At 63.7% G+C, this 21,584-nt stretch carries 23 protein-coding genes and 1 pseudogene; 19 read left to right on the top strand and 5 right to left on the bottom strand.

Annotation, left to right across the window (positions count from 1 at the left end):
• Positions 1–131 precede the first annotated feature (131 nt).
• The 4 genes and pseudogenes from K7W03_RS08530 to K7W03_RS08515 all read right to left on the bottom strand — a co-directional run bounded on the left by K7W03_RS08530 (position 132) and on the right by K7W03_RS08515 (position 3,714).
• The gene (locus K7W03_RS08530) at positions 132–1,337 is read right to left on the bottom strand and encodes an acyl-CoA dehydrogenase family protein (protein WP_222886041.1); all 1,206 of its coding nucleotides are present in this window, start codon (positions 1,335–1,337) and stop codon (positions 132–134) included.
• Positions 1,338–1,512: 175 nt separating this feature from the next.
• Positions 1,513–2,313, bottom strand: a complete 801-nt coding sequence (locus tag K7W03_RS08525) for an alpha/beta fold hydrolase (protein WP_222886040.1) — start codon at positions 2,311–2,313, stop codon at positions 1,513–1,515.
• 423 nt (positions 2,314–2,736) lie between these two features.
• Positions 2,737–3,135: pseudogene (locus K7W03_RS08520) on the bottom strand (IS481 family transposase); the annotation flags it as partial.
• Positions 3,136–3,378: 243 nt separating this feature from the next.
• The gene (locus tag K7W03_RS08515; protein WP_222886039.1) at positions 3,379–3,714 is read right to left on the bottom strand and encodes an asparagine synthase-related protein; all 336 of its coding nucleotides are present in this window, start codon (positions 3,712–3,714) and stop codon (positions 3,379–3,381) included.
• Between the two features lie 276 nt (positions 3,715–3,990).
• On the opposite strand from K7W03_RS08515, the gene K7W03_RS08510 reads away from it, so the two are divergent.
• The 14 genes from K7W03_RS08510 to K7W03_RS08445 all read left to right on the top strand — a co-directional run bounded on the left by K7W03_RS08510 (position 3,991) and on the right by K7W03_RS08445 (position 17,033).
• Entirely contained in the window at positions 3,991–4,911 is a 921-nt protein-coding gene (locus K7W03_RS08510; RefSeq protein WP_222886038.1) for a HEPN domain-containing protein, read from the top strand.
• A gap of 161 nt (positions 4,912–5,072) precedes the next feature.
• Positions 5,073–7,097, top strand: coding sequence for a conjugal transfer protein TraG (locus tag K7W03_RS08505; protein WP_222886037.1), 2,025 nt, complete (start codon positions 5,073–5,075; stop codon positions 7,095–7,097).
• Positions 7,098–7,104: 7 nt separating this feature from the next.
• Positions 7,105–7,509: a CopG family transcriptional regulator gene (locus tag K7W03_RS08500; RefSeq protein WP_222886036.1), complete on the top strand. Its 405-nt coding sequence runs from the start codon at positions 7,105–7,107 to the stop codon at positions 7,507–7,509.
• Between the two features lie 44 nt (positions 7,510–7,553).
• Positions 7,554–8,507, top strand: a complete 954-nt coding sequence (trbB, locus tag K7W03_RS08495; protein ID WP_222886054.1) for a P-type conjugative transfer ATPase TrbB — start codon at positions 7,554–7,556, stop codon at positions 8,505–8,507.
• A 1-nt stretch (position 8,508) separates the two neighbouring features.
• Positions 8,509–8,844: a TrbC/VirB2 family protein gene (locus tag K7W03_RS08490; RefSeq protein ID WP_222886035.1), complete on the top strand. Its 336-nt coding sequence runs from the start codon at positions 8,509–8,511 to the stop codon at positions 8,842–8,844.
• Positions 8,841–9,101: a VirB3 family type IV secretion system protein gene (locus tag K7W03_RS08485; protein ID WP_033964516.1), complete on the top strand. Its 261-nt coding sequence runs from the start codon at positions 8,841–8,843 to the stop codon at positions 9,099–9,101. Before K7W03_RS08490 ends, K7W03_RS08485 begins: the two co-directional genes overlap by 4 nt.
• A complete protein-coding gene (gene trbE / locus K7W03_RS08480) occupies positions 9,095–11,533 on the top strand; it encodes a conjugal transfer protein TrbE (protein WP_222886034.1) in 2,439 nt (812 codons plus the stop codon). Before K7W03_RS08485 ends, trbE begins: the two co-directional genes overlap by 7 nt.
• A gap of 6 nt (positions 11,534–11,539) precedes the next feature.
• Positions 11,540–12,286: a P-type conjugative transfer protein TrbJ gene (gene trbJ / locus K7W03_RS08475; RefSeq protein ID WP_222886033.1), complete on the top strand. Its 747-nt coding sequence runs from the start codon at positions 11,540–11,542 to the stop codon at positions 12,284–12,286.
• Positions 12,287–12,394: 108 nt separating this feature from the next.
• Positions 12,395–13,699: a P-type conjugative transfer protein TrbL gene (gene trbL / locus K7W03_RS08470; RefSeq protein ID WP_222886032.1), complete on the top strand. Its 1,305-nt coding sequence runs from the start codon at positions 12,395–12,397 to the stop codon at positions 13,697–13,699.
• Between the two features lie 19 nt (positions 13,700–13,718).
• Complete coding sequence (trbF, locus tag K7W03_RS08465) at positions 13,719–14,519, top strand: conjugal transfer protein TrbF (protein WP_222886031.1); 801 nt, start codon at positions 13,719–13,721, stop codon at positions 14,517–14,519.
• Positions 14,516–15,358, top strand: a complete 843-nt coding sequence (trbG, locus tag K7W03_RS08460; protein ID WP_222886030.1) for a P-type conjugative transfer protein TrbG — start codon at positions 14,516–14,518, stop codon at positions 15,356–15,358. Before trbF ends, trbG begins: the two co-directional genes overlap by 4 nt.
• Complete coding sequence (locus K7W03_RS08455; protein ID WP_222886029.1) at positions 15,355–16,575, top strand: TrbI/VirB10 family protein; 1,221 nt, start codon at positions 15,355–15,357, stop codon at positions 16,573–16,575. Before trbG ends, K7W03_RS08455 begins: the two co-directional genes overlap by 4 nt.
• A 9-nt stretch (positions 16,576–16,584) precedes the next feature.
• Positions 16,585–16,800 carry a DUF2274 domain-containing protein gene (locus K7W03_RS08450; RefSeq protein WP_222886028.1) on the top strand — a complete coding sequence of 72 codons (216 nt, stop codon included), beginning with the start codon at positions 16,585–16,587 and terminating at the stop codon, positions 16,798–16,800.
• Positions 16,797–17,033, top strand: coding sequence for a helix-turn-helix domain-containing protein (locus K7W03_RS08445; protein ID WP_222886027.1), 237 nt, complete (start codon positions 16,797–16,799; stop codon positions 17,031–17,033). The genes K7W03_RS08450 and K7W03_RS08445 overlap by 4 nt, the downstream gene beginning before the upstream one ends.
• Here K7W03_RS08445 and K7W03_RS08440 read toward each other — a convergent pair.
• A complete protein-coding gene (locus K7W03_RS08440; RefSeq protein ID WP_222886026.1) occupies positions 17,030–17,644 on the bottom strand; it encodes a type IV toxin-antitoxin system AbiEi family antitoxin domain-containing protein in 615 nt (204 codons plus the stop codon). The genes K7W03_RS08445 and K7W03_RS08440 overlap by 4 nt on opposite strands.
• A 183-nt stretch (positions 17,645–17,827) precedes the next feature.
• Here K7W03_RS08440 and K7W03_RS08435 point away from each other — a divergent pair, with 183 nt between their 5' ends.
• The 5 genes from K7W03_RS08435 to K7W03_RS28060 all read left to right on the top strand — a co-directional run bounded on the left by K7W03_RS08435 (position 17,828) and on the right by K7W03_RS28060 (position 21,542).
• Positions 17,828–18,058 carry a type II toxin-antitoxin system Y4mF family antitoxin gene (locus tag K7W03_RS08435; RefSeq protein WP_413469320.1) on the top strand — a complete coding sequence of 77 codons (231 nt, stop codon included), beginning with the start codon at positions 17,828–17,830 and terminating at the stop codon, positions 18,056–18,058.
• Positions 18,055–19,356 (top strand): type II toxin-antitoxin system HipA family toxin, encoded by a 1,302-nt coding sequence (locus tag K7W03_RS08430; protein WP_222886025.1) that lies wholly within the window; start codon positions 18,055–18,057, stop codon positions 19,354–19,356. The genes K7W03_RS08435 and K7W03_RS08430 overlap by 4 nt, the downstream gene beginning before the upstream one ends.
• A 239-nt stretch (positions 19,357–19,595) precedes the next feature.
• On the top strand, positions 19,596–20,240 hold the full coding sequence (locus K7W03_RS08425) for a site-specific integrase (protein WP_222886024.1): 645 nt from the start codon (positions 19,596–19,598) through the stop codon (positions 20,238–20,240).
• A 373-nt stretch (positions 20,241–20,613) separates the two neighbouring features.
• The gene (locus tag K7W03_RS08420; RefSeq protein ID WP_160771783.1) at positions 20,614–21,039 is read left to right on the top strand and encodes an organic hydroperoxide resistance protein; all 426 of its coding nucleotides are present in this window, start codon (positions 20,614–20,616) and stop codon (positions 21,037–21,039) included.
• Between the two features lie 11 nt (positions 21,040–21,050).
• A complete protein-coding gene (locus K7W03_RS28060) occupies positions 21,051–21,542 on the top strand; it encodes a MarR family winged helix-turn-helix transcriptional regulator (RefSeq protein WP_222886023.1) in 492 nt (163 codons plus the stop codon).
• Positions 21,543–21,584 lie beyond the last annotated feature (42 nt).

Genomic DNA, 21,584 nt, shown 5'->3' with positions numbered 1-21,584 from the left:
TAGATTTCCCTGCGGCAAAACGGATCGCATTGCTGTCAGGTTGAGATCACATAGGTTGGTCGGCCTCTTAGCTGGTCGGATCGACTTAGGGGTTCGAACACAAGCTCACAAGCCGAAACCGTCCGGCCTGATCACGCGGGCAGCATGGGATTGTTGGAGGGCAATCCGAAGCGAACCCGTCCAAATGCCTCAAACGCCGTCGTCAGGTTCAGGGCGGCATGGGCGGTCAGGGCCCGCAAGTCGCGCCAGGCATGGTTGATTGGGTTTGAGGTTCGAATGAAGCTGCCCCCCGATGCCGAGGCAAGCAGATCGGTCGCTTCCCATGCCAGGTGGCTCGCGAAGCTGGCGTCTCGCCAAATTCTGGCGCGTTGTTCAACAGTTAGATGTTGGCCCTTGGCTGCGGCTGCTTCCAGTTCTGCCATCGAGCGCCGCGTTATCGTTTCGGCCGCATCGATCTTTGCTGCCGCTTCAGCGACCTGGAGGTGGGTAACAGCCGCAGCGCTCTGATCTATGTAGACCGTCAGCTTGATGCGGCGGTTCGGAGCCTGCTGGAGGAATTTGTTGAGGGCGCCGCGCGCTATGGCGATCGCGGGTGCGGCGAAGCGCACAACGACAGCCGGTGCAACCGCCATGCTGTAGAGTGGCGCGCCGCTGGCGCGATCCTCGGGGAACTGGTCCTTCAGTAGGTTATTGTAGGACGCCAGGCGCTCGCTTGGCACAAAGAGGTCTTTTGCCACGGTCGTGCAACTGCCGGAGCCGCGAAGGCCGCTCGTGTCCCAATCATCGACGATCGTTAGCTGCTCGGTGGGGACAAGGCCGATCAGCAGATCGACCGGCTCCCCATGGGCGCCGAAGGTTGGAATGCCGATAACGTTCCACCCGGCGTGATGAATGCCGCTGTTGAAGCTCCACTGCGCTTCATGGATCAGCATGCCGCCATCCACCTGCTCGGCGGACAATTTGGACGGCGTCATCACGGCCCCCGTCGACGGGTTGGCGCTCCCGTAGAGCTGACGGCTGGCGGCTGCGGAAAAGAAGCCAGCAGCCATCCAGCTACCGGCCGCGAGAACCGCATAGGTCCAGGCCACCGAACCATCGGCCTGACCGAGCTCCTGAACAATGTCGAAGAGTATATCGAGAGTGACCTCGGATCCGCCATGTTGCGCTGGAATGAGCGCTGCCAGCAGACCGGCATCCTTCAGGTCGGCGATAGTGTCGTCGGGCAGGCGCCGGATTTCGTCGCCGAGCGCGATGCGCTGCTCGAGGCGAGGCCGCAGCGCTGCAGCGGCGGTGACCGATGGGTGCTTCTGGTCGGAATGGGCGCTTTGCAAGGACATGTTTCGAAATCCGTTTCAATCGATCTCGAAGTCACCCTAGCCCCAGGCTGTGCCAGCACCGCCGCAGGAATGGTTTCATTGGTAAGATACGGAAAAATTTCGGTATCGGAGGCAAATTGGACGGCTTGGAGTGGCAGTCCCGGCGGTCGGGCGAGATCCGACCGCCAGGACAGCTTCACTTCGCCGGCTGATATTGCGCGGCGGTTTCGATCAGCCGCGCGACGACGTCCGGATGGGAGACCATGACGACGTGTGACCCGCCCTTGATCACGATGGACTGCTTCATCCGCGCCCGCTGCGCCATAAAGGCGAGCGCCTTGGGTGGAATATTCTTGTCCTGATCGCCGTAGACCGAAAAGGACGCGATGTGTTTCCACGCCGGCGCGGTCGTGGGCTCATTGAGAGCCGCCGCCGTGATGGGCCGCTGATCAGCCGCCATCAGCCGCGCTTCTGCCGGTGCGACGTCGGCAGCGAACTGCGCCGGGAACCTGGCCGGGATAATGTACAGATCCTTGCCACCGCCGGTTAGCGGCACTGGCGGGTAGAGCGTCGCCGCCAACGTGCTCCCGGGGAATTTGGCACTGAGGCCGGCAGCAGTCTCCCCGACCTCGGGGGCAAATGCACTGACATAGACCAGAGCCTTCACGTTACGCTGTCCCTCGGCAGCTTCGCTGATTACCGAACCGCCATAGGAATGGCCGACCAGCACGACCGGTGCCTTCAGTGCCGCGACAACATTCGCCACATAGTTTGCGTCGCTCCGCACACCACGCAGCGGATTGGCGACCGAGATGACATAATAGCCATCGCGCTGCAGAATCGTAACGACCTTGTTCCAGCTGGAGGTGTCCGCAAAGGCTCCGTGCACGAGGACGATCGCCGGCTTTCTCGCCGGAACCTTTTGCGGCGCAGCTCCGACCGGGCCCGCAGTCAGGCCCGTCAGCGCGAGGGTGGCGGCCAGTATCACACGTTTCATGGCTGTTGTTCCTTCCTGTTGGATTGTGTCGATCAGGGAGCTCGCGGTTCTCGCGCCCCCGGCACCCCATCGTTGAAAGAAGTGCGTGAGCCACAGTGATGCCGGGCGGGTGCGCTTGCGAGTTATCGGCTGCCGTCGCGTATTAGGTCTTGTTAGGGCGCTGAGCGCCCAGCTGTCCGGGCTGGCGAAGTGGCGATGCTGTTCCAATGGAGCAGGTAGGCATCAGGCAGCATCGTGAGGTCGAACAATGGTCGAGACCGCGAACCTGTAGGCGATACTTCTGACCGAGAGCGTGTGGACATATCACGCGTCAGCTAACAGGCAAGATGCATCACTCACACCGGCCAGCGACAACGCGCTGGTACAGGCGCCCGTACCGGGCAAGGGCGTCGGACAAGACGACCAGACGGCGGCGCAGCACTGGAAGCCATTGATCTTGTAGCCTTTGAACTTCTTGAGCTTCTCGCGGTCGGCCTTGGGCAGGCGGCTGATGCCGTGACGCTGCAGACAGGGGTGTAGAGACGAACGCGTCAACTGCGGGATCACATCCTTCAGCGCGGTGAAGACGTCATCCAGTGGCAGCCGGGCCTGCACGCGCAGCGCCACGATGGCGGCTTCTTCCATCGGCGAGAGCACCGTGCTGCGGCGTTCCTTCGGCCCCATCGGCATATCTTTCACAGACCGTCGATGCCGCCACTTCACGACTGTTTTCTCGTTGATCCCGTACCGCTTCGCGCGGCTCGCGACCGAAGCTTGCGATCGCTGTAGCTCGCCTCGAATGGCGTGCGTGGTCTTGGCGCTGCCGTGAAGAATCTGGCCCATAGTTTCCTCCGCTGCGATGGCGATAAATCTACACCATCACATGCTGGGGCCAAACACCTAGGGTGCCGGCGTCTTCTGTGTCGCGGGGCCGTGCCCAGCTACCGGGTAGCGCGAATTTTATGTGCATCGCCGGGATATCGGACAGAGTTGACAGTCAGTTTTGCGCTTTTATTTTCGCGCCGAATGGCAAAGCGTGAGGTCAGCATCCACGAAAAGACAAACTGTCGTAGGCGGTCCTGGCCCTTACATTTGCGCTGCTGCCCAGGCTTCGGCGTCGACCAATTCCATGATCCGCACGAAGCGCAGATCGCGGACCGGTCCGGGCGTTGAGAGCGCCTGCGCGAGCTTGGCTTCGTCGATTAGACCGAATTCGACCAGGCGGCCGCCGAGCAGCATGTCACGGATAGCCTGCCGCTGCCGGTCGAAGATCGTCGCGACGAAGCCGGTGGGCGTGCCTTTCGACCGGCGCGCAATGATTTCTTGGGGGAGATCGGGCGCGAAGGCGCGGCGCGCGGTTGCCCGATCCTGTCCCGGCGCGAGCCAATGCCAGCTCGGAACGCGCAGGCAAGCGCCAACCATTTCCGGAGACGATCTCCTCGATCACAATCGACCTGAAGCGACAGGACGTGATCATACGCGAAGACCCCCGCGTGCTTGTCCGCAAGGCAGACGTCTTCGGGATGGCCCCGAGGTCGCGGCAACGATCAATCGAGGCGCAACGTCGTGTGGCAAACGGCGACGAGGAGGCCAAAGTGCTCGTCAAAATATGATGAACTCGTTGGGGATCACATAGTCAGAGCCACTCTCGCGAATTGAAGGGTTGCGTAGGGACGGCTTACTCACGAGAATCCGCTGATGAAGAACGGCATCGATCATCTGCCACCAGTCCACCAGGGCGAGCTGGACCGGGTAACGCAATTGCTCATGGGCGAGTTCGCCGAAGCGACCGCGCGCGCGAACCAGCCGTGGAAGAAGAATGGCCGCATCCTCAAGGTCATCCTGTTCGGCAGTTATGCGCGGGACGATTGGGTTGATGAGCCCGAGAATGGATACCAGTCAGATTTCGACCTGCTGGTTATCGTCAGTCACCCAGATCTCACGGATATCGCCGATTACTGGTACGTTGCCGAGGATAAAATCCTGCGCGACACCGCGATCGGGCGACCCGTGAATATCATCGTGCACACGCTAGAGGAGGTGAATCAGGCGCTGAGCCGGGGCGAGTATTTCTGGGTCGATATCGTCCGAGAAGGCATTGTTCTCTACGAACTGCCCGGCAGTGCGCTCGCCACACCGCAGCCGCTGACGGCAGCTGACGCGTTTGAAATGGCATCAAAATACTTCGAGGAGAAGCTGGGCGATATCGACGTCTGGCTTGAAACTGCATCGGCACAACAGGTCCGTACCGATGACCCAATTCGATATCGACGGCATGCGGCTTTCAACCTGCATCAAGCAACTGAAACGGCCTACGCCTGCTTCCTTCTCGTCCGCACCCTCTATTTCCCCCGTTCCCACAACATCAAATTCCTGCGATCGCTGGCCGAGGACAGCGAGCCGCGGTTGATCGAGGCCTGGCCGCGCGCGGCTCGGATCGACCGCCGTCGGTTCGAACTGCTGAAGCGCGCCTACGTTGAAGCGCGATATTCGGCGAGCTACGAGATCGGCAACGACGACCTCGACGCGCTATCGCATTCGGTCCGCGCCCTTCGCGACATCGTCGAGACCGTTTCGCGCGAACGTATCGAAACGCTCCGGACCGACGCCGGCCTCTAACCGGTGGACGACGCCTGCCGGATAGCTTGCGGTTCCGGCGTCTGACCGGAACGGACCGAGGCGAGCCCATCTGCGCCCATCAGCGCCGTTTCGTTTTTCGAGCCCGTCACCGAGTCTGAATCCGCCCGAGCCGGTCCTGTCCGGCGGGCGGGAGCCTCGACGTGACACCCACCAAATTGCTCATCGGCCAGATCCTCGTCGTCTTCGTGATCGTGATCGCGGGGGTCTGGGCGGCGACGCAATGGGCAGCGGCGATGCTCGCATATCAACCCGAACTCGGCCTGCCCTGGTTCCGGCTCGGCAATGTGCCGATCTACCGTCCCTGGGCGCTATTCGGCTGGTGGTATCACTATGACGCCTATGCCCCCATCGTCTTCGACAGGGCGGGCATGCTCGCCGGCGCCAGCGGTTTCGTCGGCTGCGCGGCGGCGATCTTCGGCTCGCTGTGGCGCGCGCGCCAGTCGAGCAACGTTACCACCTATGGTTCGGCGCGTTGGGCGAGCCCCCGCGAGATCGAGAGCGCCGGGCTGCATCGTGACGCCGGCGTCATGCTCGGCACGCTCGCTGGCCGCTATCTGCGCCATGACGGCCCCGAGCACATCATGGCGTTCGCGCCAACGCGGTCGGGCAAGGGCGTGGGCCTCGTCGTCCCGACCTTGCTGTCCTGGACCGGTTCGACAGTCGTCCATGATATCAAGGGCGAGAACTGGACGCTGACCGCCGGATGGCGCGCGCGATTCTCGCACTGCCTGCTGTTCAATCCCACCGACGCCGCATCGGCGCACTACAACCCGCTGCTCGAAGTCCGGCGCGGCATCAACGAGGTGCGCGACGTCCAGAACATCGCCGATATCCTCGTTGATCCCGAAGGCGCGCTTGAACGCCGCAACCATTGGGAGAAAACCAGTCATTCGCTGCTGGTCGGCGCGATCGTCCACATCCTCTACGCCGAGGAGGAGAAGACGCTCGCTCGGGTCGCGACCTTTCTGTCCGATCCGCAGCGCAGCTTCGTCGCCACGCTCCGGCGGATGATGACCACCAATCATCTCGGCGACGACAAGAACCCCAGGGTCCATCCCGTCGTCGCGTCCGCCGCGCGCGAACTGCTCAACAAGAGCGAGAACGAGCGTTCGGGCGTGCTGTCGACCGCCATGTCGTTCCTCGGCCTTTATCGCGACCCGACCGTCGCCGAGGTCACCTCGCGCTGCGACTGGCGGATCGCCGACCTGATCGAGGCCGACCGGCCGCTGTCGCTCTATCTCGTCATCCCGCCATCGGACATCAGCCGCACCAAACCGCTTATCCGGCTCGTGCTCAACCAGATCGGCCGCAGGCTGACGGAGCGGCTCGACCAGCCCGGCACATCCTCGCGCCGGCACCAGCTCCTGATGATGCTCGACGAGTTTCCAGCATTGGGGCGTCTCGATTTTTTCGAGACCAGCCTCGCCTTCATGGCCGGCTACGGCATCCGCGCCTTCCTGATCGCGCAGAGCCTCAACCAGATCGAAAAAGCTTACGGCGAGCACAACGCCATCCTCGACAATTGCCATGTCCGCGTTGCCTTCGCGACCAATGACGAGCGGACCGCGAAGCGCATTTCCGATGCGCTGGGCACTGCGACCGAGCAGCGCGCGATGCGCAACTATGCCGGGCACCGGCTCGCGCCCTGGCTCGCGCACGTCATGGTCAGCCGCCAGGAGACCGCCCGCCAGCTCCTGACGCCGGGCGAGGTGATGCAGCTTTCGCCTGACGAGGAGCTTGTGCTCGTATCCGGGCTCGCGCCGATCCGCGCGCGCAAACTGCGCTATTTCCGCGATCGCAACTTCGCCGAGCGCGTGGCGGCCGCACCCAAACTGGCGTCGGGCCAATATGCCGATCGGCCGAAGTCGCGCGCCGACGACTGGTCCAACCAGGTGCGCGGCACCGACGCCCAGCTGCACCAGGCCGAGGACGCTGCAGGCGGCGAGGACGATGGCGGCATGCAGCAGCAGCGCCATCCCGGCCTTCCCGAACAAGTCTCCAAGGTAACCGACGCCGCCGAAACGCGCGATCCTCAGATCGTCCCGGACGACGATGACGTCGCCGCCGACAAGCGCGCCATGGACCAGGCGCAAGGGCAGAGTGCCGTCGTCCGGGGTCATGCCATGAACGAGGGCGCGAAGCGCGACCTCATACCGGATTTCTGAGGCAGCGATGAAGATCCGCCAGAACCTGTATATCGACCGCGAACTCAGCGATGCGCTCGCGGCGCTCGCGGCCGGTCCGCGCGGTAACAAGAGCCACCTCGTCAACGATGCGCTGAAGGACTGGCTGGCGCGCCGGGGGACCAAGGAAATCGACGACCTCCTCAAGGTTCGCCTCGACCGCCTGACACGCGAACTCGCCGGCGCGCGGCGCGACATCGACGTGCTGCTTGAAAGCCTGTCGCTGTTCGTCCGCTACCAGTTGATGGTGACGGCGCCATTGCCCGAAGCCGATGCCGCAGCTCATGCTATCGGTCGCGACCGGTTCGAGGCGTTCGTCTCCCAGGTCGGCCGCCACATCGCCGGCGGTAAGCGCACGCTGGCGCCCGTCGATCCCGCTGGAGGCGCATCGTGACGTCCGCCCAGACCGAAAGCGTCTCGGCGGAACGCCGCCGTGCCATGCTCCGTACCGCGATGGGGCCGGCAATTGCCGCCGCGCTCGCCGACCCGCGGGTGATCGAGATCATGGTCAATCCCGACGGCGCGCTGCGGGTCGATATCCTCGGCGAAGGCCGTGTCGATACCGACGTGAAGCTCGATGCACCCCAGGTCGAGCGGATCATCCGGTTGGTGGCATCCCATGTCCATTCCGAGGTGCACGGCGACAAGCCCATCGTGTCGGCCGAACTGCCGCCGCTCGGCTCCGGCGCTGGCGAGCGGTTCGAGGGAATCCTACCGCCCGTTTCCACCGCCCCGTGCTTTTCTATCCGGAAACCCGCGGCGCGGATCTACACGCTGATGGACTATGTGACCGACGGCATCATGTCGGCGGAGGCCGCGCGCCTGCTCAGCCTGGCAGTCGTCGATCGCCGCAACATCCTCGTCGCGGGCGGGACCAGTTCGGGCAAGACGACGCTTGCCAACGCCCTTCTCGCCGAGATGGCGCATCTCGACGAACGGGTGATCCTGATCGAGGATACCCGCGAGCTGCAATCGCCGGCCCGCGACACGGTCGCGCTCAGGACCCGGGCCGGCGCCGTCACCATGGGCGATCTCGTGCGCTCGACGCTGCGCCTTCGGCCCGATCGCATCATCGTCGGCGAGGTCCGCGGCGGCGAGGCGCTGGACATGCTCAAGGCCTGGAACACCGGCCATCCCGGCGGAATCGCGACTGTCCACGCCAACAGCGCGGCGTCCGCGCTCTACCGGATCGAGCAGCTCATCCAGGAGGCCGTGGTCAACGTGCCGCGCCGGCTGGTCACCGAGGCGATCGACATGATCGTCTTCATCGCCGGGCGCGGCCCCGCGCGACGCCTCGAGACCATCGCCCGCGTCGCCGGGCTCGACCCCGATGGCGGCTACGCCGTCGTCGATCTCACCCCGACCCTGACCCCTGACAATGAAGGAGACTGACATGACCAATTTTCGCATTCCCAACCGCGACCGCTTCTTCGTCACCGGGCTAATGCTCGGCCTGTCGATCACCATGACCAGCCGCGCTTATGCCAGCGGCGCGGGCATGCCCTGGGAGCAGCCGCTCCAGCAGGTGCTGGAGTCGGTCCAGGGACCGGTCGCGAAGATCGTCGCGGTGCTGATCATCATTTCCACGGGGCTGGCGCTCGCGTTTGGCGAGACCGCCGGGGGTTTTCGCAAGCTGATCCAGATCATCTTCGGCCTGTCGATCGCGTTCGCCGCCTCGAGCTTCTTCCTGTCCTTCTTCAGCTTCGGCGGCGGGGCGCTCGTCGCGTGAGCCACATCGAGGGGTTCGAGGCGCCGATCCACGCCAGCCTGGGGCAAGCCATCCTGCTTGGTGGCGCGCCGCGCGGTATCGCGATCGTCAACGGCACGATCGCCGCCGCGGTCGGGCTCGGCCTGCAGCAATGGCTGGTCGGGATTGCGATCTGGGCCATCGGCCACAGCATCGCAGTGTTCGCCGCCCGCCGCGACCCGGACTTTGTGCCAGTGCTGCTCCGCCATCTGCGCCAGAAGGGATATCTGGCATGTTGAGCCTAGCCGAATATCGGTCGCGCGCCGATCGTCTCGCCGACCATCTGCCATGGGCCGCGCTGGTTGCACCGGGCGTTATCCTCAACAAGGACGGCAGCTTCCAGCGCAGCTTCGGCTTTCGCGGTCCTGATCTCGAAAGCGCCACCGAGGCCGAACTGGTGTCGGCCTGCGCGCGAGCCAACAATGTGCTCAAGCGCCTCGGCTCGGGCTGGGCCTTGTTCTTCGAAGCCGAGCGCCGCGAGGCACTCGGCTATCCCGAGAGCGACTTCCCCGATGCCGCGTCCTGGCTGGTCGAGCAGGAGCGGCGTGCCGGGTTCGAGGCAGAGGGCCAGCATTTCGAGAGTATCTATCATGGCACGCTGGTCTGGCTGCCGCCCGCCGACAGCAGCGATGCGGCAGGTCGGACACTGGTCGAGCGGCCCGATGACGCCAAGGGCCGGGACTGGCACGCCAGCCTCGCCGGTTTCATCGCCGAGACCGATCGCGTGCTCGATCTCCTGTCGGGCTTCATGCCCGAGGTGCGGGCTCTGGGCGACGCGGAGACGCTGACCTATCTCCACGGCACCGTTTCCAGCCGTCGTCACCCGGTCGCCGTGCCGGAAACGCCGATCTATCTCGACGCGCTGCTGGCGGACACGCCGCTGGTTGGCGGGCTGGAGCCGATGCTGGGCGCGAGCCATCTGCGCACCCTGACAGTGCTGGGATTCCCGAACCTCAGCCGGCCGGGTATCCTCGACGCGCTCAATCACCAAGATTTCGGCTACCGCTGGGTCACGCGCTTCATCGCGCTCGACAAGACCGACGCAACCAAGGCGCTGACGAGGATCAGGCGGCAATGGTTCAACAAGCGCAAGTCGATCACCGCGCTGCTGCGCGAGGTGATGTACAACCAGCCCGTCCAGCTTCTCGACAGCGATGCCGACAACAAGGTGGTCGATGCCGATCTCGCGCTGCAGGCGCTCGGCGGCGATCATGTGGCTTTCGGCTATCTGACCACGACGATCACGGTGTCGGACGCCGATCGTGCCCGCGCTGAGGATAAGGTCCGCGCGGTCGAGCGGATCGTCAACGGCCTTGGCTTCACCGCCAAGCGCGAAGGCGTCAACGCAATCGAGGCGTGGCTGTCGTCGCTGCCCGGCCAGGCCTACGCCAATGTACGCCAGCCGCTGGTTCACACCCTCAACCTCGCCCATCTCATGCCGTTGTCGTCGGTCTGGGCAGGGCCGACGGAAAACCGGCATCTCGGCGGGCCGCCGCTGCTCTATGCCCAGACCAGCGGATCGACTCCGTTTCGCCTCTCGACCCATGTCGGCGATGTCGGGCACATGCTCGTCGTCGGCCCGACTGGCGCCGGCAAGTCGGTGCTGCTGGCGCTGATCGCGCTGCAGTTCCGGCGCTATGCCGACTCCCAGCTCTATATCTTCGACAAGGGCTATTCGGCGCGCGCGGCAGTGCTGGCGATGGGCGGTGCCCATCATGCCCTCGGGCTCGGCGCGGACAGTGGCGAAACCCTCGCGTTCCAGCCGCTGCGCCGCATCGATGATCAAAGCGAGCGGAGCTGGGCGGCCGAATGGATCGCGGCGCTGCTGGCGCACGAGAAGGTCATGGTCACCCCCGAGGTGAAGGATGCCGTCTGGTCGGCATTGGGCAGTCTCGCATCTGCACCCCCGGAGGAGCGCACGCTGACCGGGCTCGCCATGCTGCTCCAGTCCAATGCGCTGCGCGTCGCGCTCACCGCCTATACGCTCGACGGCCCCTATGGCCGGCTCCTTGACGCGGCGGAACAGCATCTCGCGCTCGCCGACGTTCAATGTTTCGAGACCGAGTCACTGATGGGACAGGTCGGCGTGGTCGCCCCGGTGCTGACCTATCTGTTTCATCGCCTTGAGGAGCGCTTCGACGGCCGACCGACGCTGCTGGTGCTCGACGAGGCTTGGATCTTCCTCGACCATCCGCTCTTCGCCGCGCGCATCCGCGAATGGCTGAAGACGCTGCGCAAAAAGAATGTCGCGGTGCTGTTCGCGACGCAGAGCCTGGCGGACATCGCCGATAGCAGCATCGCGCCCTCCATCATCGAAAGCTGCCCGCAGCGCATATTGCTGCCCAACGACCGCGCCATCGAACCGCAGTCGCGCGCCGCCTATGAGCGGTTCGGCCTCAACGAGCGGCAGATTGAACTGGTCAGCCGCGCCACCCCCAAGCGGCATTATTATCTGCAATCCGCACGCGGCAACCGCCTGTTCGAACTGGGCCTCGGTCCGATTGCCCTTGCCCTGTGCGGCGCCTCCGATCCTGTGACCCAGGCACGCATCGATAGCCTGCTGGCCGAGCACGGCCCCGAGGATTTCGCCGCCCGATTTCTTGAGGGAGCCGGCCTCGATTGGGCCGCCGGCCTCCTCCCCGATTTTCCCGTCCCCCAAGCCAAGGAGTAAAGTGTGATGCGTATCCCAACCCGAAAATATCTGATCGCGACCGCGCTCGGGGCTGGCGCCATCGGTTCGCTCGCAGTCACGCTGATCGTGCCGAGCGCGCCCGCCCACGCGCAGTTCACCGTGTTCGATCCGAGCAATTACAGCCAGAACCTGCTCACCGCCGCGCGAACCCTCCAGCAGGTCAACAACCAGATCCGCTCGCTTCAGAACCAGGCCCAAAGCCTGGTCAACCAGGCGAAGAATCTCACAACGATCGGCTTTCCCGAGATCCAGGCGATCACAAGCACGCTCCAGCAGATCGACCAGTTGATGGGCCAGGCGCAGGGCATCCAGTTCCGCGTCGACGGTCTCGACCAGCAATTCCGCCAGCTCTTTCCCCAGAGCTTCAACCAGTCGCTGACCATGAACGGCCAGGTTGTTGCCGCTCGGACCCGGCTCGACACCGAGATGGCAGCCTACAAACAGACAATGGGCGTGCAGGCGCAGGTCGTCGAGAATGTCCAGGCTGACGCCCAGACCCTGGGTGGCATCGTTTCGCGAAGCCAGGGCGCCGAGGGCGCGCTGCAAGCGCAACAGGCGACCAACCAGTTGCTCGCGCTGACCGCCAAGCAGCAGTTTCAGATCCAGAACCTGATGGCGGCCCAATACCGCGCCGAAGCCACGGAAGCGGCGCGCCGTGCCCAGGCCGAGGCCGAAGGACGCGCCGCCACGACGAAGTTCCTCGGTACCGGCACCGCCTACACGCCCCAGTAGTCGGACGCCGGCTAGGCGGCGGCGGTTTCGCCTCCCGCCGCCGTCGCCGCAGGGGGCGTGATGCTCCCCTTGCGCTCCCCGCGGCACCCCTCTTGATGGAAAAGTGAAGTGAACGACCTGAGCGTCATCGACCGGTTCATGCAGGCCTTCATCCGCTACATCGACAGCGGGTTTGGGCTGCTGGGCGGCGACGTCCACTTCCTGACCGTTACGCTGGTCGGCATCGACATCACGCTGGCCGGTCTGTTCTGGGCGATGGGCGGCGAAGACAATGTCATCGGCCGCTTCATCAAGAAGATCCTCTACATCGGCGCGTTTGCGTTCATCCTGAACAGCTTCTCGACCCTTGCCGACATCATCTTCAAGTCATTCGCACAGGCCGGCCTCACCGCCGGGGGCGGGACCATATCGGCGGACGATCTGCTCAGGCCCGGCCGCGTCGCCTCGACCGGATTCTCGGCCGCGTGGCCGCTGCTCCAGCAGGCGTCGAGCATGATGGGGTTCGTCAGCTTCTTCGAGAATTTCCTGACGATCGCGGTGCTGCTGTTCGCCTGGGTGATCGTCATCCTCGCCTTCTTCATCCTCGCCGTGCAGATGTTCGTGACGATTATCGAGTTCAAATTGACCTCGCTGGCCGGCTTCATCCTCGTGCCCTTCGCGCTCTGGAATCGCACCAGCTTCCTCGCCGAACGCGTGCTCGGCAACGTCGTCTCGTCGGGTATCAAGGTCATGGTGCTCGCCGTGATCGTCGGCATCGGCTCCAATTTCTTCGCCGAGTTCACGACCTCGATGCAGGGGCAGGAACCCGATCTCGGCGCCGCGATGAGCCTGACGCTCGGCGCGCTCTCGCTGTTCGGCCTCGGTATCTTCGGCCCCGGCATCGCCTCGGGCCTCGTGGCTGGCGCGCCGCAATTGGGCGCTGGTGCGGCGGTCGGTACGACCATCGGCGCGGCCGGCGTCGTCGCGCTTGGCGGCGGTGCCGCGATGGGCGCGGCCCGTGCGGTCGGTGGCGCTGCGCTCGGTGCGATTCGGGCCGGCACGACCATGGGTTCGGCGGCTTCAGCCTCCTACCAGCTTGGCCAGACCGCCGCCGGATCGTCGAGTGTCGGCGCCGGTGTCGGCGGCATGGCGCAGGCGGCGGCGGGCGCCGCCCGCCAGAAAGCATCGACAGCGCTGGGATTGGGCGAGGCCGCTGAACGCGGTCGTGACGCCGCCTGGTCCGCGCTCAACGGCGGCGCCAATTCGAATGGATCATCTTCGGGCGGTGCTGCTGACGGCGCTCCGTCCTGGGCACGCTCACTGCGCCGCCAGCAGGACGCCCGTCACCACCGCCATGTCGCCATGCAGACGCTGAAGGAAGGCGATCGCGGCGGCGCCTCCGCCACCCCCGACATCAAGGAAAGGGAAGATTGAGCCATGATCTTCAAGCCCCATGTTCTTTAAGCGCGCCGTCCAGCGCTACGCGCAGACGCCCGAGCCGGAGACGCCCTATCAACGCGCCGGCCAGGTCTGGGATGACCGCATCGGGTCGGCCCGTGTCCAGGCCCGCAACTGGCGGTTGATGGCGTTCGGCATGCTGTCGCTGTCGACCGCCATGTCGGGCGCACTCATCTGGCAGTCGCTGCAGAGCCGGGTCACGCCCTATGTCGTCGAGGTCGATCGCCTGGGCGAGGCCCGGGCAGTGATCGAGGCCGAAACGGGCTATCACCCGACTGATCCCCAGATCGCATGGCATCTGGCGAAGTTCATCGAGAATGTCCGTGGGGTCTCGCTCGATCCGGTGCTGATGCGCCGCGATTGGCTATCGGCCTATGACTTCGCCACGACGCGAGGAAGCCAGTTCCTCGGTGACTATGCGCGGGCCGCGGACCCCTTCGCCAGGATCGGCGAGCGGACCGTATCGGTGCAGGTGACCAGCGTTGTTCGCGCATCGGATCGCTCCTTTCAGGTCAAATGGACCGAGACGGCCTATGAGCGTGGGAGCGCGGCAGGTTCCTCTCACTGGACCGGCATCCTGACGATCCTGACGAAGCCGCCGGTATCGGCCGACACGCTCCGCAGGAACCCGCTCGGCATCTACATCGACGCGATCGACTGGAGCCGCGAACTCGAGCCCGCAGCGTCGACTGCTCCAGCGCGCACCGCGCAGCCGCCCGGCAACGTGCCGCTCGGCTCGCCGCTCGACCCGAACCTTGCCGCACAACCGACCGTCAATACGGAGACCCAGCCATGACTCGAATTCTCGCAGCCGCAGCGCTGCTGGCGCCTTGCCTGACCCTTGCTGCCCAACCGGTTGAGGCGACCATGCACAAAACCACGCCGGTCGCCGCCGCCAACCGCGCAGCGACGATCGAACCCGTTGCGCAGAGCTTCATCAACGCCGTGCAGGTCTATCCGTTCGCCGACGGCGCCATCTATCATGTCATCACCGCCCCGGAGCGGGTGACCGACATCGCGCTGCAACCGGGTGAGACGCTGGTGGCCGTGGCAAGCGGCGACACGGTGCGCTGGGTGATCGGCGATACGACCAGCGGGTCGGGCGCGGAGAAGCGAACCCATGTGTTGGTCAAGCCGTTCAGCGCCGGCCTGTCCACCAACCTCGTCATCACCACCGACCGGCGCAGCTATCACATCGCCCTGACCAGCATGGCGAAGACAGCGCTGGCCGCGCTCTCCTGGACCTATCCGCAGGATGCGCTGATCGCATTGAAGCGCGCCGCAGCGGCGACCGAGGCGGCGGCTCCGGTGGCAGCCGGGATCGAGGTCGAGCAGCTTCATTTCAACTATACCGTATCGGGCGATCGACCGGCTTGGCGGCCGTTTCGTGCTTTCGACGACGGACGCCAGACCTTCATCGAGTTCCCGGCGACGCTGGCCGTCGGCGAAGCGCCGCCGATTTTCCTGGTGGACGGGAAAGGCGAGGCCCAGCTCGTCAACTATCGTGTGAAGGGCCGCTTCTATGTCGTCGATCGCATCTTCGACGTCGCCGAGCTTCGCCTCGGGACAAAGCACCAGCAGATTGTCCGGATCAGCCGGGTGGCGGAAGGCGCGCCAACGCGGAGGGGATCATGACCGTCGAGGCGGCAGCCCCATCGGCGCCCGAGACCCCCGCCACACCGGGCAAGGTGGACCCGGAAACGCTGGCGCTTCGCGCCCAGCCTGCGCGGGCGATCCGCTTCAAGCGGGGCGCCGTGGTGGCGATCGCAGCACTCGGCTCCGTCAGCCTGATCGCGACGGCCTGGGTCGCGCTGCGGCCGTCTGCATTGCACCTCGCTGGACAAGCCGATGACCAGACGGTCGCGGCGAAGGCGCCGGCCGATACGCTGAACGGGCTTCCGGGCAGCTATGGCGACGTGCCCAAGCTCGGACCGCCATTGCCGGGCGATCTCGGCCGGCCCATCCTCGATCATCAGCGCGCGATGGGCATCGAGCCGACGAGCGGCGAAACCGGGCGTGCGGACCGGGCCGCTGCGACCGAACGCGATCGACGGGCTGCGGAGCTGAAGGCGGCGCGCGAGTCGGGATTGCTGGCGCAATCCGGCAATCGCACCGATCCGACCCGCGGCACCGATGCGACGCCACCCTCGCCACCGATCGCAGCCACCGATGCGTCGCGGGTCGCGATCGATCCTGATCGCGATCCTAATGCCCAGCAGCGCAAGGCCGAATTCGTCGCTGCGCGCGACACCGGCGGCGACGTCAACGAGCATCGGTTGAGTCCGCCGGCGTCGCCGAACATGTTGTCCGCCGGCAGTGTCATCGCGGCGAGCCTGATCACCGGACTCAGGTCAGACCTGCCCGGCCTCGTCACCGCCCAGGTGACCGAGCGGGTCTTCGACAGCGCAACGGGCAGCATTCTTCTCATTCCGCAGGGCGCGCGCCTGATCGGCAGCTACGACAGCGTCGTTGCCTTCGGCCAGCGTCGCGCGCTGGTCGTGTGGCAGCGGATCATCTTGCCGGACGGCAGTTCAGTTCGGCTCGACAACGTGCCCGCAACTGACCCGTCTGGCTATGCTGGGCTCGCCGATAGGGTCGATTTCCACACATGGACACTGCTCAAGGGGGTCGCGATTTCGACATTGCTCGGCGTGGGGGCGAACGTGACCTTCTCCGGCGAGAGTGATCTCGTCCAGGCGATCCGCGAATCGACGCAGCAGAATGTGTCCCGCGCCGGCGACCAGATCACTTCCCGCAATCTGCAGATACAGCCGACAATCACCATCCGGCCCGGCGCGCCCGTCCGGCTAATCGTACATCGCGATCTCATTCTCGCGCCGTGGCGCGGTTAGGAGGAACACATGCCGGAACTCAAGCTTCCCAAGCTGCCGGACAGGACGCCGATCAAACTGCCGATCACCGTCACACCCGACCTGCACCAGATGCTGCAGGACTATGCCGCGCTCTATGCAGAAAGCTACGGACGCGAAGAACCGATCGCAGAACTCATCCCTGCGATGCTGACGGCTTTTCTCGAAAGCGATCGCGGGTTTGCGCGTTCGCGGACCAGATCATGACCCGCGGGTTGAGTGACGACGAGCGTCGCAAGCAGGCGCTCGAGGCGATAGCCGAGCAGGATGCACTGCCGATGGAACCGCTCACCGTTCGGATTAAGACGGCGGTCAAGTTGACGGGTATCGGCCGTTCGACCCTCTATGAGCTTATCCAATCCGGCGAGATCGAAACCATCAAGATCGGGCGGTCCACGTTCATCCCCTACCGATGCATCAAGCGATTGGTAGAGCGCTAGCAGGTGAGAGCTTCGAGATAAGGCCGCATGATACGCCATGCACCGCCGGCGATGGCCGCTTGCGCGATCACGCCCGGAGTCGCTCTGCGCTGGGCAAGGGCCGCGCGCAGCCCCTCCACCGCAATGGAGCGTTCGACCAGCCTGGAGTTTCGAAACAGATCGGCGAGCGTTTTCGGAACCGAGTAGACCGGAACGCTGACGCCCGAAATCATGTGATGCTCGACGCCTTGATGGAGATATTTCTCGCTGAGCCGGATAATTCGCGTGGGAGGATAGAAAGCGACGGGCGACCAGTCTCCACGGCCGATCGCAACCCACACTCTGCGCGGCATCTGGTCGGTGAGTTCGTGGAATGCGAGCGCCGAAACCATGGCGATCACGCCCTTCGGGATTTTCTTCGCGGTCTCCGCGAGTGCGCGCGCGGCATCAATCGGTGCGTCCGGGTGCTGGTAGAGTCCACGCGCTACACGCTCGATCTCGCCGACCTTCACCGCGCGTGCAATCGTTTCCGAGGCTATCCCGGCGTTGCGAAGCTCTCGAGCACGCAGAAGAACACTGCGTTGCAGTAGGCTGGTCAGGCAATCACGCTGGCTTGCGGGGTTAGTGGTCATGTGACAAATCCTAGGATTATAATAAATTACGTCATAGGTTTTGTCACATGGCATTTTCCGGGCTGATTTCGTAGAGTTGCTAGGAAATTCCCGATCGGGAATAATTCAGCCCTTAGAAGATCCGGTCATCAGATAATTTCCCGATCGGGAATAATCGCCTTGTTTAGGCGGGTCGGATGATTTATGTTCCCGATCGGGAATATGGATAGTAACGCACTTGGCAGGATCGTTCGGGAAGAACGCAAGGCGCAAGGGTTGCGGCAGCAAGAGCTCGCCGCAGCTTGCGGTGTCGGAGTGCGCTTCATCGTCGATCTGGAGGCAGGCAAGCCGACGCTGCAATTGGGCAAGGCATTGCAGGTTCTTGCGACCCTCGGCTGCGATGTTTCCATTGCAACGCCGGCACGCATCAGATGAGCAAGCAGCTTTCCATATGGTGGGGCGGTAAGGTCGCCGGATTCCTGCACCTCAACGACTACGGCGACATGGGGTTCAGCTACGCACCCGAATGGCTCGAAGACGCCGACGCGCCAGCGCTGTCTTTCTCGTTGCCAAAGCAGGTGGAGCCGTTTGGCAGACGGGTATGTCATTCCTTCTTCGGCGGTATCCTGCCGGAAGAGGGGCAGCGTAGCGCGATTGCCAGGGCATTAGGCGTTTCGGCCGGAAATGAATTCCAGTTGCTGGAGCATCTCGGCGGCGAAGTCGCCGGCGCACTGATGCTGTTGCCGGAAGGTCAGCTTCCACCAGCACCTGCGAGCGGAACGCCTGACATTCTTGATGATGAGCATTTGCTGCAATTGCTGCAGCATCTGCCGATGAGGCCCATGCTCGCCGGTGAAGGCGGTCTGCGCCTATCCCTGGCGGGCGCGCAGTCCAAGCTGCCCGTCCTGCTAATCGACGATCATATCGCGCTCCCGGCACCGGGGCAGCCCACCAGCCATATTCTCAAGCCACCGATCGCACGGTTCGAGCAGACGACCGAGAACGAATATTACTGCATGACCTTGGCCCGAGAGATCGGGCTGGACGTGGCGTCGGTCACTATGCGGAGGGTCCGGGATCAACCCTTCCTGCTGATCGAGCGTTACGACCGAACTCGGGACGCCGACGGCCGATTGGTTCGCCTTCACCAGGAGGATTTTGCCCAGGCGTTGGGCGTCCCGTCACAGCGCAAATATGCCAGCGAAGGCGGTCCTACGTTCAAGGACAGCTTCGCCCTGCTACGCCAGGCCGCCACCCGCCCCGCGCGCGACATATTGAAGCTGGCGGATGCGGCCATCTTCAATCTGATCATCGGCAATGCCGATGCGCACGCCAAGAATTTCAGCCTGCTGTATATCGATGGGGCAATCCGGCTTGCGCCGCTCTATGACCTACTTTCCACGGTCGCCTATCGCGATCTGTCGCCCAAGCTGGCGATGAAAATTGCGAAGAAGGCAACGCTGGAAGAGATCGAGTCACGCCACTGGGATCAGTTCGCGGAGGACGTCAATATTGGTGCCCCTTACGCGCGTGTCACCAAACGTAGGCTTGATGGTGAGCCTCCATGCGGCCCAGTTCCGCTTTGTGGTCGACGGCTTCCACACGCGGGAAAGATCATCCCAATATGTCTCGACGAAATCCGTCATCGTCGGTGTGGCCTTCACCACCGCGCGCTTGGGCAATCCGTCAAGCGCGGCTTCTGCAAGAATGCGGCGAGCCTGCGCCCTCGCTAGTCCCGCCTTAAGCTCGTCGGTTCGGCCAAGGGTGATGCGGCGATGCTTCCCGCGATGCCGCAAGCGAACGAACCAGAAGTAGTTCCCGCTCGGCCTACCGCCGCCGCTATCTCGATGACGCCTTTGCTGGGGTCTACATCGACGAACTGAACGAGGGCCACGTCACGAGCTGGTTCGCGGACCTCAACAATCGGACCGGGCCGGGAGCATCGAACCGGACCTTCGAAATCCTCAAACACATGCTGAACAAGGCTGAGGAATGGGGCTACCGGCTCGAAAACACCAATCCCTGCCGCTCGGTCCGGCCTAATCGCAAGCGCCAGTGCGATTGCTTCCTGACCAATGAAGAACTCGCCCGTCTGGGTTCCGAGCTGGCAAAATTGCGGGCATCAGAGGATCGCACCAGGCAATGCGCGGGCGCAGCCATCACGCTCTTGCTGCTGACAGGTTGCCGCAAGAGCGAGATTCTCACGCTCGAATGGACCGACATCAAGGGCAGCCGTTTGCACTTACGCGACAGCAAGACCGGGCCGCGAACGGTATGGCTCGGATCGGCAGCGCGCGAGGTAATCGCCGCTCTACCGCGCTTCGAGAGGGTTCCATATCCGTTCTGGAACTACCGCTACCGCAAGCCACTTCGCTGCGTGAATGGTTTCTGGCGTAGGGTCAGGGAAGCAGCAGGTCTACCCGGCGTTCGAATTCACGACTTACGCCATACCTTTGCCAGCCACGCAGCGATGAACAAGGAAACGCTGCCGATGATCGGGCGCCTACTCGGTCATGCCAACGTGCAGACCACGGCCCGGTATGCTCACCTCGATGACGGTCATTTGTTGGAAGCGGTGCAGCAAATCGGCGATTTGCTCGAGTGCATGCTAAATTGAGCAAGCGGCAAAGAACTTAGAGAAAACCAACGATGACCGAGTGACTGCCCCATAGGTGGCGTGCGTTTTCGCCCGACTGGTGTCAGCTCTGAGAAAGATACTTCTTACGCTCAGATCCAGCTTGCCAGCAAGGGAAGTGCGTTAGCCGAAATTCCGTTTTGCGCCCCAATTAAGGCCATCGAATTCCATGCGACGATCACCTCGAAGCGGACATTAGAATGCATCGGTGGCGATCTGTCGGCAAAGCTTCAGCAATCATCAGGCATAGCCCATGTCAGCCAGCCCCCGGAACTGACCAAATAGAAAAAGAGACCGCTTGACGAAATTACATTGCATCCCATATTATGGCCAGCCAGTTAAAAGGACCGATGCCATGAAGATACTCTATACTGCCCAGGTCACTGCCACAGGCGGTCGTAGCGGTTGCGTTGCCAGCGACGATGGGTTGCTCGAAGTTGATCTTGCCCTGCCCGCAGCACTGGGCGGAAAGGGTGGAGCGACCAATCCCGAACAGCTTTTCGCGGCTGGTTACGCTGCCTGTTTCGGCAATGCGGTAATCCACGTCACCCGCAACACGCACAAGATCGCCGATAACGACGTCACAGTCGTCGGTACGGTCTCGATGTCGCCGAATGCCGAAGGTGGCTTTGTCCTGTCGGTCGCACTCGATGTCGCTATTGCCGGGGTCGACCAGGACACGGCTGAAAAGATCGTGGCACAGGCACACGAAGTCTGCCCCTATTCCAACGCGGTGCGCGGAAATGTCGATGTTGACCTTAAGGTTCGGGCAGAGGCCTAACGGAATCGCCCGTGACGACAGAGCACCGTCCATCAGCTGAAGAGGAGGATGAACTGCTGCGGCTCGACCGGCAGCTGTGCTTCCCCCTCTATGCCGCAACCAATCTTCTCCAGCGCCTGTATCGGCCGCTGCTGGAACCGCTTGGCCTGACCTATTCGCAATACCTCGTGATGCTGGTTCTGTGGGAGCGTGAGCCCGTCACGGTAGGTGCGCTGCAGTCCTGCCTGCACCTCGATGTCGGCACGCTCAGCCCCATGCTCAAGCGCATGGAGCGTGCCGGGCTGGTGGAACGGATGCGCGATCCGCATGACGAACGCCGCGTTCTGATTGCACCCACTGCGCATGGGCGCGATCTGCATAGCGCAGCTCGGGAAATACCGCGTGCCTTGTCGAAGCAGGTGGGAATCGAGGAAAACCAGCTCGCCGATCTGCGCGCCATGACCAGTGCCTTGGTCGAGCGTTTGGGAGAGGCAGCGGAGCAGGACGGCCATCACTCCGCATGATCCTGACCCTTGCGCCAAAAACAAACTATGCGCCCACTCCAG

Origin of the sequence: Sphingobium sp. PNB, from assembly GCF_019873065.1 — a bacterium.
GTDB classification, from domain to species: domain Bacteria; phylum Pseudomonadota; class Alphaproteobacteria; order Sphingomonadales; family Sphingomonadaceae; genus Sphingobium; species Sphingobium fuliginis.
This window is presented reverse-complemented; position numbering and strand designations above follow the sequence as displayed.